Raw genomic sequence first — 14,979 nt, 5'->3', positions numbered from 1 at the left:
CCCGCCCCGGGCACCCGGCAACACCCCCGACGGGTACCGTCCCGGGGTGTCCTCGGCTACCTCGCGCAGGGGTCCTTCGGCAGGGCGAGGCGGCGCAGCCGTTGAGCGGCGGCGTTGCGGGCGCGACCGGTCCGGGCGCGGGCCGCGAGGACGACCAGCGCCTCGTACGGGGCCGGTGACAGGGCGGCGGCGTGCTGGCACCAGTCGGAGGCGGCGACCAGTTCGTCGGCCGACCACGGACCACCGGCCTGCATCGCCTTCAGCAGGGTCCACTCGCGCAGTCGGCGGGCCGGGAAGGGCCGTCCGGCGACGGCGGGCCGCAGGGCGCCCGCCCAGCCGGAGAACGCGGCGTCGGCGGGGAGCCGCACGGCCCGCCGGTCCAGGTGGGTGACGACGGCGCTGTCGGCCATGACGGGGTCGGGGTCGCTCAGTACCGCGGCCACCGCGTCGGCCTCGGCCGGTGTGCCCGCGGCGGCGGCGAGGCGGTCGAGGTGCCCGGCGTAGCCGGAGCGGCCGGGGGCGGGCCGTGGCGGGACCGGAGGCGCGGCGGAGGCCGGGAGCGGTGCCGCGAGCGGTCGCCCGGCCTGGTCCGCCGGGTCGCCGCCCTGCTCCCGGATCGTCTGCTCCTCGCGTATCCCCATACGACCATTCCACACGACCGGGGTGAACGGATGGCGCGCAGGGTCCCGTAGGGCCGCCCGGGGCGGCCTCGGCGGAGCCCGGCGTCCAGCCGGTTCAGCCGTCGTGGGCCTCGTGGCCGCCGGAGCCCTGCTCCTCGTCGTGGCCGGTCTCCGGCAGCGGGGCGCCCGTCTCCAACAGGGTCTTGAGGCTGGAGACGAGCAGGGGCCAGGCGCGCCCGCACATGCCGACCAGGGTGCCGCCCGGCACGAACCCCTCGTGGTGGACCGTGAGCCGGGTCAGGGTGTCGCCGACCGGCTCGATCTCGTACGTCACCCGGGTGCGCGGCTGGCCCGCCAGCTCGGCGCGCAGCTCCTCCTCGATGCCGACGGCGGCCGCCCACCGGGGGGTGAAGGTGTGCCACGTGTAGGAGAGCCGGCGGTCCGGTACGCACTCCAGGACCACCTGTTCGGGGTCGATGGTGCGCGCCCCGCGCTCGACCCAGGCCATGGGCGAGCCCACCGCCCAGTCCGTCTCGAAGCTCAGGCCCCAGTAGCGACGGGTGAGGGCGGGCTCGGTCAGGGCCTGCCAGACCCGGGCGGGGTCGGCCTGGATGTACAGGGTGTACGTGATGTCACTGTCGGTCATGGGCCCATGCTGCGGGACCGGCCGCCCCCGCCGGCGGATTGGTCGGGTCGCGGCGGGCGCCGTCACCAGCGGACGCCGTGCTCGGGGAGTTCCGTGGGCGGGGTGCGGGGCGGGGCGGGCAGCGAGAGGCGGGCGCGGGCCGTGTGGACGGCCGCGAGTTCGTGGTGGCCCGCGGGACCCCAGTCGCTGAGCTCCCGTACCTGTTCCGGGGTGGCCAGCAGGCGCGCGTACGCCGCGTCGGCGGTCGGGGACACCCCGGTGAGCCGGGCCGCGGTGCGGGCGAGGGCGCCCCGGTCGGTGCGGCGGTAGCCGAGGGCGAGGGCCGCGACGGCCGGCTCGGCGGTGGGCGACGGCAGGTGTACGGCGCCGGTGGCGCGGGCGACGAGCAGCAGGACGCGACCGTCGGGGGCGAAGAGCCAGCCGGAGCGTTCCCGTACCGGCAGGTGTGCGGGGACGGGGCCGGGGGTCCAGGCGCCGTGCTGCGGGGTGCGGGGGCTGCGCAGGACGCCCAGCCGGTCGAGGGCGCTGGGGGTGGTGGGGCGCCCCGCCTCCAGGAGGGCGGGACCGCCGCCGCTGATCCGGGCGCGCAGGGCGGACAGGGCGCGGCGGGCGTCGGCCGGCTCCATCAGGGCGGTCAGGTCGGCGGGCTCGGCGAAGTCGATGCCGGTGACCTCCTGGGCGGGGAGCCGGACGGACCGGATCCGCTCCGGGGTCCACGTACCCCCGTCGTAGACGTGGAGGATCTCGCCGGGGAAACCCATCTCGGGCGGGAAGCCGGGGGTGTCCGCCGGGATCCAGTCCACGGCGAGGCCGTACGGGTAGTGGCCCTCGACACCGAGTTCCTCGCGCATCTCGCGGGCGGCCGCGGCGGCCGGTGACTCACCCGCGTCCACGGCTCCGCCGGGCAGCAGCCGGTCGGCGCGGTAGTCGACGCTCTGGACGAGCACCCGTCCGTCGGGGTCGGTGACGAGGACGACCGCCGCGGTCCAGAGCGTGGCGCGCGAGGCGCCGTACTCCTGCGGGGTCATCCAGGTGCCCGTCCGTCCGGGATCGTCGGTCAGCTGCGGCATCGGAACTCCGTTCACCGTGGGTGGACCCGCCGGGCTGTGCAACAGCGGGCGCGGTCCCCTGGTTACGGCGCACACCGGGCGGAACACGCGGATCGGCTTTACCCTCGCTATACCTCCTTATGACCTGGTTATGTCGATCTTGATACCGTCCGCGTTGCGGACTGGCGGCGTGAAAACCGCCGGTCCGACCACGTACCCGGACCGAGGAGACAGCACAGCCATGCGACGCGCACCCCGTACGGAGACCCGCGCGGCCACCGGGAAGCGGTGGACCGCGCCGATGGTCGCGGGGGTCGCGGGAGGCGCCGCGGTGCTCGCCTTCGGCGGGCTGTACGCGGCCGGGCTGCTCCTCGCCGGGGAGGACGTCGCGCCGGGCACGAAGGTGCGCGGCGTCGACATAGGCGGGATGTCCCGCGCCGAGGCCCGCCAGGCCCTGGCCCGGGACCTGGGGCCGTCCGCGACGGCCCCGCTCGGGCTGCGGATCGGCGAACGCACCGAGCAGGCGGCGCCGGCCACGCTCGGCCTGTCGCTGGACACCGCCGGGACCGTGGACCGCGCCGCGCGCGCCGGCTCCGACCCGTTCACGGTGATCGGCAGGCTCTTCGCCTCCGGCGACCCCGACGTGCGACCGGTGGTCCGGTTCGACGAGAAGGCGGCCCGCGCCGCGCTCGACGGCATCGGCAAGAAGACCGGCCAGGGGGCCCGCGAGGGCGCCGTGGCCTTCGAGAAGGGCAAGGCGAAGGCCACGGCGCCGGCCGCGGGGATCGCCCTCGACGTGGACCGCTCGCTCGACGCGTTGCAGGCCGCGTACCCGCGCGCCGCGGGCACGGCGGGCCCCTTGGAGCTGCCCGTGCGGCGCACGGAGCCCCGTGTCGGGCAGCAGGAGACGGACCGGGCCCTGAAGGAGTTCGGCGAGCCCGCCATGTCGGCGCCGGTCACCCTCACCGTGGCCGGCAAGCGCATACCCGTCGCCCCGGCGGCGCTGGGCAAGCACCTGTCGATGAAGGACGACGGCACGGGCCGGCTGGCGCCGGCCTTGGACGAGAAGGCCCTGCTGGCCGATCCCGCCGTCGGCGGGCCGCTGCGCCAGGCCTCCCCCGGCCCGGTCGAGGCGAAACTGCGGGTCGACGCCGCCGGGCAGGTCACCGTCGCCGAGGACGGCCGGACGGGCCGCCAGGTCACCGCCGCCACGCTGGGCAAGGCCGTGCTGCCGCTGCTGACGCGCAGTGGCGCGGCAGCCCGTACGGGGGAGGTCGCCACCGAGGAGGTCCAGCCGCGGCTGACCCGGGAGAGCGTGGCGCGGCTCGGACTCAAGGAGCAGGTGTCCACGTTCACGGTGCCGTTCGAGCGGGCCGCGTACCGGACGACGAACATAGGTCGGGCCGCCGAGCTGATCAACGGCTCGGTGGTCCTGCCCGACGAGACGTGGAGCTTCAACCAGCGGGTCGGCGAACGCACGAAGGAGAACGGCTTCGTCGACGGCATCATGATCAACAACGGCGTGTACGAGAAGGCCGCGGGCGGCGGCGTCTCCGCCGTCGCGACGACCGTCTTCAACGCGATGTTCTTCGCGGGCGTCAAACCGGTGGAGTACGGGGCGCATTCCTTCTACATCGAGCGCTACCCGGAGGGCCGCGAGGCCACGGTCGCCTGGGGAAGCCTGGACCTGAGGTTCGCCAACGACTCGGGCAAGGCCCTGTACATCCAGGCGGAAGCCACCGACTCCTCCGTCACCATCACCTTCTTCGGGACGAAGAAGTACGACGAGGTGAAGGCGGAGAAGGGGCCGCGCACGAACGTCAAACCGCCCGCGACCCGCACCGGTACGGGCCCCAAGTGCGAGCCGCAGTCCCCGCTGGAGGGCTTCGACGTGGCCGTGGACCGGATATTCGTGAAGGGCGGCCAGGAGGTGAAGCGCGAGACGCTGAAGACCCGTTACACGCCGCGCGACACCGTCACCTGCGGTGCTTGAGCATGTGAGTCGGGGGCCGCTCAAGTCGCTGGGGTCGCCCGAGTCGCTGGGGTCGCTTGGGTCGCTAGAGTCACCCGCGCCGTGGAGCGACCTGAGCGGGGGGGCCGTGGTCCGTTCCTCATCTCACCCATCAGTGTGACGGTGGACGTAACGGGGCACGGTCGTGCGGCAGGCTGGGCGGATGCAGCCGCGCCGAGCTCCGTCCCCGTCCGTGATCGCGCCCTTCACCCTGCTGCGGGCCCGGCCCCTGCTGCCGCTGGTCCTCGGCGTGGTGCTGCCGGCGGCGTTGATGCTGGTCACGGGATGCGTGACCGTACGGCCGCCCGCGCCGGCCGGGGCGCCGGGCACGGGGGCCGCGGTTTCCAGCCCCGCGCCACGCCAACCGGTTTCCGCCGCCTGGTCGTTGGGTCCGCTGCCCGAGGTCGGGACGGCACCGCCACCGACTCCCGTCGGGCCGCCGCCGACTCCCGTCGGGGCGACGGGCGCGGCAGCCCCCGCCGAGCGCGCGGTGCCCGCCGCCGCACCGGAACGGCCCGCCCCGCGCCGGGCCGGGGACCGTCCGCCGCGCCGCACCGCCCCCGCACGACCGGTCCGGCCCCCGAAGGCCGTACGCCGTGCGCCCGCCCCGGCCCCGAAACCGCGTCCGCGCCAGGAGGCGCCCCGGCAGCGGCCCGCCCCGCAGCGCACGTTCGACATGGCCCCCCTCTGCGCGGCGGCCCGCGGCCGCGTCGACCCGACCATCGTCGCCCTGTGTCGGTAGGTCACCCGGGCTGCGCCGGCCGGTGGCGCCCTCGGTGGGCCGCACGGGGTGGGATCATCGTGGGATGCGCCTGATCGCCGACGGGGCCACGCCGATCGCGCGGCTGGTGATGGTCAACGACCTGGAGACCGAGGACGGTCACGCCTTCGAGCTCGCCGAGCCGCTGTTCCTCGCGGTCGGCGACCGGATCCGTTTCGAGGGCGACGCGCTGATCGTCGTGCGGGCGGGCGGCGGGGAGCCGCTGACGCCGAGCGGCGGCTGGGCCACGCGGTGCGGACTCCGAGCGGGTCGACGCCTGCGCGTCCACGCCCGTGGCGCGGAAACGCGCTGATCGTCGGCCGGCTCCCGGCCCCGGACCCGCGAGGGACAGCCGCGGCTCGGGAGAACGCGCGACGCCCGGGGGGGGTGTTCGGCGGCCGACGCCCTCGCCCCGGCCTGCGGTACGCCGAGCCGACCGCGCTGCCCCGCGTGCCCGATTCCGGCCGCCCGCGCCGACAACGGACCCCGCGGAGGCCCGGTGAGCAGCGCGTACGGGGCGCCCCTGCGTGCGGAGCCGGCGGTTTCGGTTAGGTTCGATCCCGGCACGTCCGGCGCCGGGCCGGCGGGCGGCGGGCGGGGAGGATGCGGGCATGGCCGACGCGGATGCGGGCGGACGGGCACGGCGGGTCGTCGGGGCTTTGCGGGAGCTCGCGCGTGAACAGCCCTATGGCGCCGAGCTGTTGACGGGCTTCCCGGACGCCGAGATGGACTCCTGGGCCGTCGTCGTGCCGGAGCCCGTACGGATCGTGCTGCGCGAGATCGGCGGCGTGCGCACCGAGGAGGACGAGTACGCCTTCGGGCCGCGCGGCCGGCAGGTCTTCGCGGACGGGTACTGGACCCTGGGCGCGCCGGACTTCGGCGAGGGCTCGCTCATCGTCGCCGTCGGCAGCGGTACGGCGGGCGATGGTTGGGGGCCGGTCGTGACCGTGTTCCCCTTCCGCGACGAGCGGAACGTCACCGTCGAGGCCCCCGACTTCCTCGACTGGCTGGCCGGTCTCACCGCGCGCCTCGCGCGATCCCTGGCCACCGGGGACGTCACCGGACCGCCGGACCCCCGGGTGCGCGTGTCGGCCGTGCCGAGCATCGCGGCGGCCCGGGGATCGGACGCCGCGCTCGCCGCGGCGGCCGGACCCGGGGACTCGCTCACCGACGTCGTCGACCTGCGTGCGCTGCCCGGCTATCCGTGCGGGGTGGACTGGGAGCCGTACTTCTCCACCTCCTCGGGGACCGCCGACACCGGCAGCAGCGACGTCCAGTTCCGGTTCGCCCCGGACGGCAGCGTGCTGTTCCTGCGCAGTGTGGTGAGCGGGGACTTCCTCGGCCGGCCGGTGCTCCGCCATCGGGAGCCCGCGGACGCGGCACAGCGGGCGGTCACCGGGTTGCGGGAACTGGCCGCGCGACGGCCCGAGTTCGTACGCCTGACACCCGGGGCGAACGACTCCGCGATGGACGCCTGGGACATTGCCGTCCCGGAGGAGATCCGTACGGTGCTGCGCGCCGTCGGTGGTGTGGACGTCGCCGGGCTGCCCCGGCTGGCGCTGTTGCCCGGAGCCGCGGAGCCCGAGGTGGACCCGGAACTGCACCGGATGCTGGGCGGCGACGGGACGTACCGGCCGTTGGCCCGGCTGCGTCACGGCCGCTCGGAGGCGCTGCTCCAGGTCCGGATCGACCCGTCGGCCGGGCAGTGGGGGCACGTGGTCTGTGTGCCCGCCGATCCGGAGCGGCTGCGGGAGTTCCCCGAAGCCGCGCTGGTCGCCGAGTCCCTGCCGGGGCTGCTGCTGGAGTACCTCCGGCTGGCCCGGCGGGCTGCGGCCGGACCGGACTTCGCCGGGCAGGTGCGCCACGACCCCACCCGGCTGTTGCCCGGGGCCGGGCACCCGTGGCCGCGTCCCCGCCCCCTGGCCCAGTGGGCCGGGGCCGCCGACCCGTTGCTCGCGACGGCCGCCGCGGACCTGCCGGAGGGGGCGTACGCGGCGGACCTGCGGGCGGCGCCGATCCCGAGCGAGGTGTGCTTCCACCGGGCGCGGGAGTGGCCGTACGGAGCACGTCTGGACCGGCTGTTGTTCCCGGCGGGCGGCCGGCTGGCGGTGGCCGTCCCGATGGCCGACGCCGGGGTTTCCCCGGGTGCGGGCGCGGGGGCGACCGCACCCCGCAGGCACCCCGGCGGTGGTTAATCGGATGGATTCACCCGATCCGGATACCTAGAGTGACCGGGCAGGCCGTCGTCGAGCAGGAGCCGAACATGCGCACCCACTACCCCCGTACGGCGCACCTGCCCTGGTCCCCCGGTGCGACCTCGGACGACGTACGGGCCCACGGCCCCTCGGCGCTCGCCGGGCACGAGGTGGTGGTCACCGAGAAGCTCGACGGCGAGAACACCACCCTGTACCGGGACGGTCTGCACGCCCGCTCGCTCGACTCCGCGCACCACCCCTCGCGGGCCTGGGTCAAGGGCCTCCAGAGCCGGATCGGCGCCGGGATCCCGGCCGGCCGGCGGGTGTGCGGGGAGAACGTGTACGCCCGTCACTCGCTGGCCTACGAGGACCTCGACAGCTGGTTCTACGGGTTCTCGGTGTGGGACGGCGACCACTGCCTGGACTGGGACCGGACCGTACGCTTCCTGCGCCGGCTCGGCGTCCCCTCCCCGCGCGTCCTGTGGCGCGGCGTCCACGACGAACGCGCGCTGCGCAGGCTCCGCGTCGACACCACCCGCCAGGAGGGCTACGTCGTCCGTACCGTCGCGGGTTTCGAACGCGAGGACTTCGGGCGGTACGTGGCCAAGTGGGTGCGCGGCGGCCACGTGCGGACCGACACCCACTGGATGTACGCGCCCGTGGTGCCGAACGGGCTCGGCCCGGCGGCTCCGCTGTGGGCGGCCGCGTCGGGGTCCGAGCCGGACGTACCGGGGTTGCTGGCCGCGTTGGGGGAAGACCCGACGCCCGCGACCGGGGCCCGGCAGGCCACCGCCGAGGTGGCGGCGCGGCTCGACGGGGCGGGGCGGACCGGTGAGGCCCGACTGACCGGCATCCTGGCCGCCGCCCTGCACCGGGAGCCGCGCGCGGCCCTCGCGGCGCGGCTGGCCGCGGGGCCGCTCGGAATGGCGGCGGCCCGCCGGGTCGCGGACCTGGTGGGGCTGTACCCGGCGGTGCGGCAGCCGTTCCCCGACGAGCGGCGGCGGGCCGGGTTGGTGAGCATGGCGGCGGCGGCGGACCTCGGGGTGCTGCACGCGCTGGCGCTCTCGGTTCCGGACGGGACGGACGGCACGGCGGCGCGGGAGTGCGCGGAGTGGTCCGCACTGTGCGCCGAGGAGGCGGGGTTGCTCGGCGCGGACCCGCTGGGCGAGCTCCGGGCCGGTCTGCGCCGTGCCCTGTCCGGCCTGGACGGGGATGCGGCGGACCGGTGCTGGGCGCAGGCCCGTGAGGCCTTCGGGCGGGGAGCCGTCTCCACCGCGCAGGAGGCGGTGGCGGCGACCTGGCGCTGGCGGGACGCGGCGTCCCGGCCGCGGTTGGTGCAGCTGTGCGGGCCCTCGGGCAGCGGCAAGAGCACCTTCGCCCGGAGCCTGCCGGGGGTGGCCGCGTACGTCAGCCTCGACGACCTGCGCGCGGGCCGGGGTGCGCGCGCCGACCAGCGGGCCAATGCGGAGGTCCTGCGGGAGGGCCTGGACCGGCTGGACCGGGCCCTGGCCGCCGGCGGAACGGTGGTGTGGGACGCCACCTCGCTGACCGGGCAACAGCGCGGCCTGGCGGGCGGCGTGGCGGCCCGCAGGGACGCCCTGGTCACGCACGCGGTGGTGCTCGTCGAGGAGGCGGAGTTGCGCCGCCGCAACGGCGTGCGGACGCATCCCGTACCGGAGGCCGTACTCGTCGGGCAGGTGCGCCGGTTCAGCCCGCCCTATCCGGGTCAGGCGCACCGGACCTGGTACATCGGCGCGGGCGGCACCGTCGAGGACACGGCGGGCGGGTTGGGCGGCCCGGGGCACGGGCCGTACGCGGGCGGTCTCGCGGAGTCGGGTGGCGGCGGCGCCGGAAGCGGTACGGCGGGCAACGGCACGGGAGGGTACCTCTGATGCGGACCAGTGAGCAGCTCTACCACCAGGTCCGCTGGGACCCGCGGTTCGATCCGGCGCGGTTCACGCTCGGGTTGCTCCAGCGCGGGGCCGCTCCCGAACGGGTGCCGTTGCCGTCGTTCGTACCGGGGGGTGACATCCCGTGGCACCGGGTGCTGTTCGTCGAGGCGGACGGCGAGCTGGTGTGGGACCGGGCGACCGGCGTGGACCTGATCGACACGAGCCCGGCCGGGCGGGTGCGCGAACGCCGCCTGCTGGAGGCCCCCTTCTTCGACGTGCGGACCCCGCACGCCTGGGATCCGGCGGGCGGTGGCGCCTGGCGCCCGGTGCGGCCGGGCCCCGTCGCTGCGGCCCCGCGGCGGGTCCGGCTGCTGACCTGGAACACCCTGTGGGACCGCTACGACGCCCCGCTCATCTCCACCGCGCTGCGCAGGCCTCTGCTGCTGGCCGACCTGGCGACCGCCGATGCAGACGTGATCGCCCTCCAGGAGGTCGAACCGGCCCTGCTGAAAATGGTGTTGGCCGCGCCCTGGGTCCGGGACGGTTACGTCCTGGGCACCGATCCGTACGGGGGCGACGTGTCCGGTTGCGGGCTGCTCCTGCTGAGCCGGCTTCCGGTGCGGGAGGCCGGGCTGCACGTGTTGCGGCGGCACAAGGGGGTCGCCGCCGTCACCGTCGACACCGCGGCCGGGCCGCTCGTCGTCGCCGCGACCCACCTGACCAGCGACCACACCGAGAACGGCGCCGGACGGCGCGAGGAGGAACTGGCCCGGATCGCCGAGGGAACAGCCGGCCTCGACGCGGACCTGGCGCTGCTCGGCGACTTCAACGACGGTCGGTCCGGGGCGCCGGGTCCGGCGGCGACGCTGGGCCTGCGGGACGCGTGGAGCGAGGTGCGCGGCGCGGGCGACGACACCCCGACCTTCGATCCGGTGGGCAACCCCCTGGCGGCGGTGGGTTCCCTGACGGGCCGGCCGGGCCGGCTGGACCGGATCCTGTTGCGGTCGTCGGCGGCGCGGGTGCGGTCGGTGGCTCTGCGCGGTGACTCCCCCGCGCCGCAGGGGCTGTTCATCTCGGACCACTACGGGGTGGAGGCCACCCTCGAGTACGCCGCCGCGGACGCGGGGCCCGCGCGGCTCGACGTGGCGGCGACCGCGCGGACGGCGGTGGCCTGGCTGCCGCCGGAGGACCCCGCGGTGACGGAGCTGCGGCAGCGCCACGATCCGGCGTACGGGCGGTGGCCCGCGCACGTGAACCTGCTCTTCGGCTTCGTGCCGGAGTCCTCCTTCGACGAGGCGCTGCCCCTGCTGGCGCAGGCCGCGGCCGCGATCGAGCCGTTCGCCGCCCGATGGGAGGGCGTGCGCTCCTTCGGGCCCCGGGAGGACGCCACCCTGTGGCTGGACCCGGCGGCGGCCGGCGAGGCCCCGTGGCAGGAGTTGCGGCGGGCGCTGGTGGAACGCTTCCCGGGATGTGCGGGGCGCGCCCGGGGAGCCGGGTACACCCCGCACCTGACCCTGGGGCGCAGCCGTGATCCGCGGCGAGCGGAGCGGGAGTTCGGGACACGGCTGACCCACGGACGGGATGTGACGGTCGGGCGGCTCGCGGTGCTGTCGCGGCGCGGCGGTGGCCCGATGGTGGTCCGGGCGACCGTGGAACTCGGCACGGGCGAGGTGTGCCTGCTGCCCGAACCGTCGCCCCTGGCCGCGTACCGGACGGACCTGCGGGGCGGGGTACCGGCGGGGCGGGACGGGGCGGAGCCGGAGCAGATCGGGGTGGTGCCCGCACGGGCCGGTTCGGTGCCGGGGCGGGACGTGCTGTCGCCGCGGCGGGACGCGCCGGCGCCGGAGCGGGCCGCGCCGGCGTTGCCGAAGCGGCCGCCGCGCGAGGAGCGGCAGCGGTCCGTGGCGGAGGTCGTCGCGCGGGTGACGGCGGCCCTCGGGGAGGGCGCGGTCGTCCGGGTCGCCGGGTCGCGGCGGATGGCGTGCGCGCCTGCGTGGGCCGATCTGGACCTGGTGGCGCTGGTACCGGGTTCCCCCGGCGTCGGTGGGCTGCGGGAGCGGGTCGCGGCCGCGTTGCCGGAGGCCGAGCGGCTGCGGGAGGTGACCGGGGCGCGGGTGCCGGGGCTACGGTTGCGCCTCGGGCAGCGGGACGTGGACCTGGTGGTGGTCGCCACCGGCGGGACGGACCCCGCCTCGGCCGTCGCGTGGCGGGCGGAGCTCGGCGCGGCGGCCGCGGTGGCCCTCAGCGCGCTGAGCGACGCGGACGCCGTACGGGATTCCGTGGGCGCGGAGCGGGCCGCGTTCTCCGGGCTGGCGGTGCGGGTGAAGGCCTGGGCGCGGGCCCGCGGCCTGGACTCGGCGCCCTTCGGTGGTCTGCCGGGGCTGGCCTGGGCGGTGCTGGCGGCCAGGACCGTACGCGCGGCCGGCGACATGGAACCGGCGGCGCTGCTGCGGGAGTTCTTCGGGACGTGGGCCGCCTGGGACTGGAACGAGCCGGTGGAACTGCTGCCGGCCGGGGCCCCCGGTCCGCTGCCCGCGCGGGCGGGGCCCGGACACGGCCGCGCCGTCGGGCGTGGCGGTGAGCCCGACGGGGTCGCGGGCATCCACGCGCCGCAACCCGTGGGCCGGCACGGGGAGGCGCCCGCGCCGGTCACCGTGCTGACCCCGTCCGCACCGGTGCGCAGCTGCACGGCCCAGGTCGGGGTCGGGATGCGGGATCTGCTCGTGCGGGAGTTGTACCGGGCGTGGGAGGTCCTCGAAGCGGACCCGGGCGGCTTCGAGCGGCTGCTGTCCGGCCCGCCGCTGCACCGTCGGCACGCGGCGTGGGCCGTGGTGACCGTACGGGGTGGCGGGACACGGGAGTTCGAGGAGAACCTGGGTCGGGCCCGGGGCCGGGTGCGCGCCCTGCTCGGCGCGCTGGAGGAGGCCGGGGTGGCCGACGCGCACGCCTGGCCGCGCCCCTTCGAGCGGGGCGACACCCTGGCCCGGTACGCGGTCGGCCTGGGGACCGGGCCGAGCGACGGGGGACGGGGGGAGGCGCTCGCCGCCGCGTGGTCGGCCACGCTGCCCGGTGTCGAGGTCGCCCTGGTCGCCGGCGGCGAGGTGCCGGACCTGAGCTGACGGGGCCCGGCGGATGGCGACGAGTAGCGAACGCACGGCGCCATCCGCTCCCCCCGTACGAACACTTCCCGAAACCGGGCCGGATCCGGACCCGGCCGCGACGACACCGGGCCGAAGCCGGGACCAACGCCGCCGAAGCCTGCCCGAAGCTCCGTCCCGCCTCAGCGGGCACGGCGGAACGGAGCGGTCAGGAGCCTCAGTAGAGCCTCGCGGGGATTTTTCGTCAACACTTTTCACAAGGATTGAAGAAACTCCAAGTTCACAGGCCTCGTGGCCAATTGACACATCGTTGGATCTTCGATTCATGAACGCTGAACCCCTTGACGGCCCCCGTGGCGGGCAGTTCACTCACGCTTCGATCCCCCTGGATCCAAGACGTCAGGAGTGCCCCCCATGCCACGCCTCTCCGATCATCCGCCTCGACTGACGGTCGCGGCCCTCGCCGCCGCCCTGGTCGCGGCCCTGCTCGTGCTGCTCCCCGGCACCGCCGCCGGCGCGGCGCCCACGCTCCTCTCCCAGGGCAAGCCCGCCACCGCCTCCTCCGTCGAGAACGCCGGCACCCCGGCCGGCGCGGCCGTGGACGGCGACAACGGCACCCGCTGGTCCAGCGGGTTCGCCGACCCCCAGTGGATACAGGTCGACCTCGGCGCGCCCGCCCAACTCGGTCAGGTGGTGCTCCGCTGGGAGACCGCCGCCGCCAAGGCGTACCGGATCGAGTTGTCCAACGACGGCAGTTCCTGGTCCACCGCGTACTCGACCTCCGCCGGCGTCGGCGGGAGCGTCACCCACGACATCACCGGCACGGCCCGGTACGTGCGCGTGCACGGCACGGAGCGCACCACCGGCTACGGCTACTCCCTCTGGGAGTTCCAGGTCTACGGCACCGACGGCACCGGGCCCGTCATCCCCGGTGGCGGCGACCTCGGTCCGAACGTGATCGTCTTCGACCCGTCGACGCCGAACATCCAGGGCAAGCTGGACCAGGTCTTCGCCCAGCAGGAGTCCGCCCAGTTCGGCTCCGGGCGCTACCAGTTCCTCTTCAAGCCGGGTACCTACAACGGGCTGAACGCGCAGATCGGCTTCTACACCTCCATCTCCGGTCTCGGCCTGAGCCCCGACGACACCACCATCAACGGTGACGTCACCGTCGACGCGGGCTGGTTCGGCGGCAACGCCACCCAGAACTTCTGGCGTTCGGCCGAGAACCTCGCGCTCAACCCGGTGAACGGCACCAACCGCTGGGCGGTCTCGCAGGCCGCGCCCTTCCGTCGCATGCACGTGAAGGGCGGGCTCAACCTGGCACCGAACGGCTACGGTTGGGCCTCCGGCGGCTACATCGCCGACTCGAAGATCGACGGTCAGGTCGGCAACTACTCGCAGCAGCAGTGGTACACCCGGGACAGCTCCATCGGCGGCTGGTCCAACGCGGTGTGGAACCAGGTGTTCTCCGGGACCCAGGGCGCGCCGGCGCAGTCGTACCCGAACCCGCCGTACACCACCCTCGACACCACCCCCGTCTCCCGCGAGAAGCCGTTCCTGTACCTGGACGGCAACGAGTACAAGGTCTTCGTCCCCGCCAAGCGGACCAACGCCCGCGGCACGTCGTGGGGCAACGGGGCGCCGCAGGGCACCTCGATCCCGCTGAACCGGTTCTACGTGGTCAAGCCGGGCGCGAGCGCGGCGACGATCAACCAGGCGCTGGCGCAGGGCCTGCACCTGCTGTTCACCCCCGGCGTCCACCACGTCGACCGGACGATCCAGGTGAACCGTCCGGACACCGTCGTCCTGGGTCTCGGCCTGGCCACGATCATCCCGGACAACGGGGTGACCGCGATGAAGGTGGCCGACGTCGACGGGGTGCGGCTCGCGGGCTTCCTCATCGACGCGGGCCCGGTCAACTCGCCGACGCTGCTGGAGGTCGGCCCGGCGGGCTCCGCCACCGACCACGCCGCGAACCCGACGACCGTGCAGGACGTCTTCATCCGGGTCGGCGGGGCCGGCGCGGGCAAGGCGACCCTGGGCATGGCGGTCAACAGCCACGACACCATCGTCGACCACACCTGGATCTGGCGGGCCGACCACGGGGACGGGGTGGGCTGGGAGACCAACCGCTCCGACTACGGGTTCCGCGTCAACGGTGACGACGTCCTGGCCACCGGACTGTTCGTCGAGCACTTCAACAAGTACGACGTGGAGTGGAACGGCGAGCGCGGGCGCACGATCTTCTTCCAGAACGAGAAGGCGTACGACGCGCCCAACCAGGCCGCGATCCAGAACGGCGCCGTCAAGGGCTTCGCCGCCTACAAGGTCGCCGACTCGGTGAACACCCACGAGGGGTGGGGTCTGGGCAGCTACTGCTACTACAACGTCGATCCGACGATCCGTCAGGAACACGGGTTCCAGGCGCCGGTGAAGCCCGGAGTGCGGTTCCACGACCTGCTGGTGGTCTCGCTCGGCGGCAACGGCCAGTACGAGCACGTCATCAACGGCATCGGCGCCCCCACCTCCGGCACCTCGACCGTCCCGTCGACGGTGCTGTCGTTCCCCTGATCCACCCGCACCACCCCTGATCCCACCCCATCCCCCGACCCCCGGAAGGCGCGGGGCGGCCCGGCGGCCGCCCCGCGTTTTCCGGGCCATCCGAGAGAGCGCTCTCCCATCGCGCGGAGGGCAGACACCCGAGGAGC

10 protein-coding genes are annotated in these 14,979 nt (G+C 75.4%); 7 read left to right on the top strand and 3 right to left on the bottom strand.

The features are described from left to right. Positions 1-56: 56 nt before the first annotated feature. The 3 genes from ACFY0I_RS09630 to ACFY0I_RS09620 all read right to left on the bottom strand — a co-directional run bounded on the left by ACFY0I_RS09630 (position 57) and on the right by ACFY0I_RS09620 (position 2,336). On the bottom strand, positions 57-641 hold the full coding sequence (locus ACFY0I_RS09630; RefSeq protein ID WP_388892523.1) for a hypothetical protein: 585 nt from the start codon (positions 639-641) through the stop codon (positions 57-59). A 94-nt stretch (positions 642-735) separates the two neighbouring features. Then, entirely contained in the window at positions 736-1,266 is a 531-nt protein-coding gene (locus ACFY0I_RS09625; RefSeq protein ID WP_388892521.1) for an SRPBCC family protein, read from the bottom strand. A 62-nt stretch (positions 1,267-1,328) separates the two neighbouring features. Next, a complete protein-coding gene (locus tag ACFY0I_RS09620; protein ID WP_388892519.1) occupies positions 1,329-2,336 on the bottom strand; it encodes an NUDIX domain-containing protein in 1,008 nt (335 codons plus the stop codon). A gap of 220 nt (positions 2,337-2,556) precedes the next feature. Here ACFY0I_RS09620 and ACFY0I_RS09615 point away from each other — a divergent pair, with 220 nt between their 5' ends. The 7 genes from ACFY0I_RS09615 (at position 2,557) to ACFY0I_RS09585 (ending at position 14,842) form a co-directional block, all read left to right on the top strand. Beyond that, positions 2,557-4,308 carry a VanW family protein gene (locus ACFY0I_RS09615; protein ID WP_388892517.1) on the top strand — a complete coding sequence of 584 codons (1,752 nt, stop codon included), beginning with the start codon at positions 2,557-2,559 and terminating at the stop codon, positions 4,306-4,308. 181 nt (positions 4,309-4,489) lie between these two features. After that, on the top strand, positions 4,490-5,068 hold the full coding sequence (locus ACFY0I_RS09610) for a hypothetical protein (protein ID WP_388892515.1): 579 nt from the start codon (positions 4,490-4,492) through the stop codon (positions 5,066-5,068). A 64-nt stretch (positions 5,069-5,132) separates the two neighbouring features. Further along, positions 5,133-5,399 carry a hypothetical protein gene (locus ACFY0I_RS09605; RefSeq protein ID WP_388892513.1) on the top strand — a complete coding sequence of 89 codons (267 nt, stop codon included), beginning with the start codon at positions 5,133-5,135 and terminating at the stop codon, positions 5,397-5,399. Positions 5,400-5,697: 298 nt separating this feature from the next. Then, positions 5,698-7,281, top strand: a complete 1,584-nt coding sequence (locus tag ACFY0I_RS09600) for a hypothetical protein (protein WP_388892512.1) — start codon at positions 5,698-5,700, stop codon at positions 7,279-7,281. 68 nt (positions 7,282-7,349) lie between these two features. Next, positions 7,350-9,173, top strand: a complete 1,824-nt coding sequence (locus ACFY0I_RS09595; protein ID WP_388892810.1) for an RNA ligase family protein — start codon at positions 7,350-7,352, stop codon at positions 9,171-9,173. After that, on the top strand, positions 9,173-12,292 hold the full coding sequence (locus ACFY0I_RS09590; RefSeq protein ID WP_388892510.1) for a poly(A) polymerase: 3,120 nt from the start codon (positions 9,173-9,175) through the stop codon (positions 12,290-12,292). The genes ACFY0I_RS09595 and ACFY0I_RS09590 overlap by 1 nt, the downstream gene beginning before the upstream one ends. A 393-nt stretch (positions 12,293-12,685) precedes the next feature. Beyond that, positions 12,686-14,842: a discoidin domain-containing protein gene (locus ACFY0I_RS09585; protein WP_388892508.1), complete on the top strand. Its 2,157-nt coding sequence runs from the start codon at positions 12,686-12,688 to the stop codon at positions 14,840-14,842. Positions 14,843-14,979: the final 137 nt, after the last annotated feature.

This window comes from Streptomyces sp. NPDC001568 (assembly GCF_042893755.1).
Lineage (GTDB): Bacteria > Actinomycetota > Actinomycetes > Streptomycetales > Streptomycetaceae > Streptomyces.
The sequence above is the reverse complement of the archived record's forward strand: the minus strand, read 5'-3'. Positions and strand labels throughout refer to the sequence as shown.

Excerpts from the sequence above, each read along its gene's own strand:
- ACFY0I_RS09630 (WP_388892523.1), bottom strand. The coding sequence starts at position 641 with ATGGGGATACGCGAGGAGCAGACGATCCGGGAGCAGGGCGGCGACCCG.
- ACFY0I_RS09625 (WP_388892521.1), bottom strand. The coding sequence starts at position 1,266 with ATGACCGACAGTGACATCACGTACACCCTGTACATCCAGGCCGACCCC.
- ACFY0I_RS09620 (WP_388892519.1), bottom strand. The coding sequence starts at position 2,336 with ATGCCGCAGCTGACCGACGATCCCGGACGGACGGGCACCTGGATGACC.
- ACFY0I_RS09615 (WP_388892517.1), top strand. The coding sequence starts at position 2,557 with ATGCGACGCGCACCCCGTACGGAGACCCGCGCGGCCACCGGGAAGCGG.
- ACFY0I_RS09610 (WP_388892515.1), top strand. The coding sequence starts at position 4,490 with ATGCAGCCGCGCCGAGCTCCGTCCCCGTCCGTGATCGCGCCCTTCACC.
- ACFY0I_RS09605 (WP_388892513.1), top strand. The coding sequence starts at position 5,133 with ATGCGCCTGATCGCCGACGGGGCCACGCCGATCGCGCGGCTGGTGATG.
- ACFY0I_RS09600 (WP_388892512.1), top strand. The coding sequence starts at position 5,698 with ATGGCCGACGCGGATGCGGGCGGACGGGCACGGCGGGTCGTCGGGGCT.
- ACFY0I_RS09595 (WP_388892810.1), top strand. The coding sequence starts at position 7,350 with ATGCGCACCCACTACCCCCGTACGGCGCACCTGCCCTGGTCCCCCGGT.
- ACFY0I_RS09590 (WP_388892510.1), top strand. The coding sequence starts at position 9,173 with ATGCGGACCAGTGAGCAGCTCTACCACCAGGTCCGCTGGGACCCGCGG.
- ACFY0I_RS09585 (WP_388892508.1), top strand. The coding sequence starts at position 12,686 with ATGCCACGCCTCTCCGATCATCCGCCTCGACTGACGGTCGCGGCCCTC.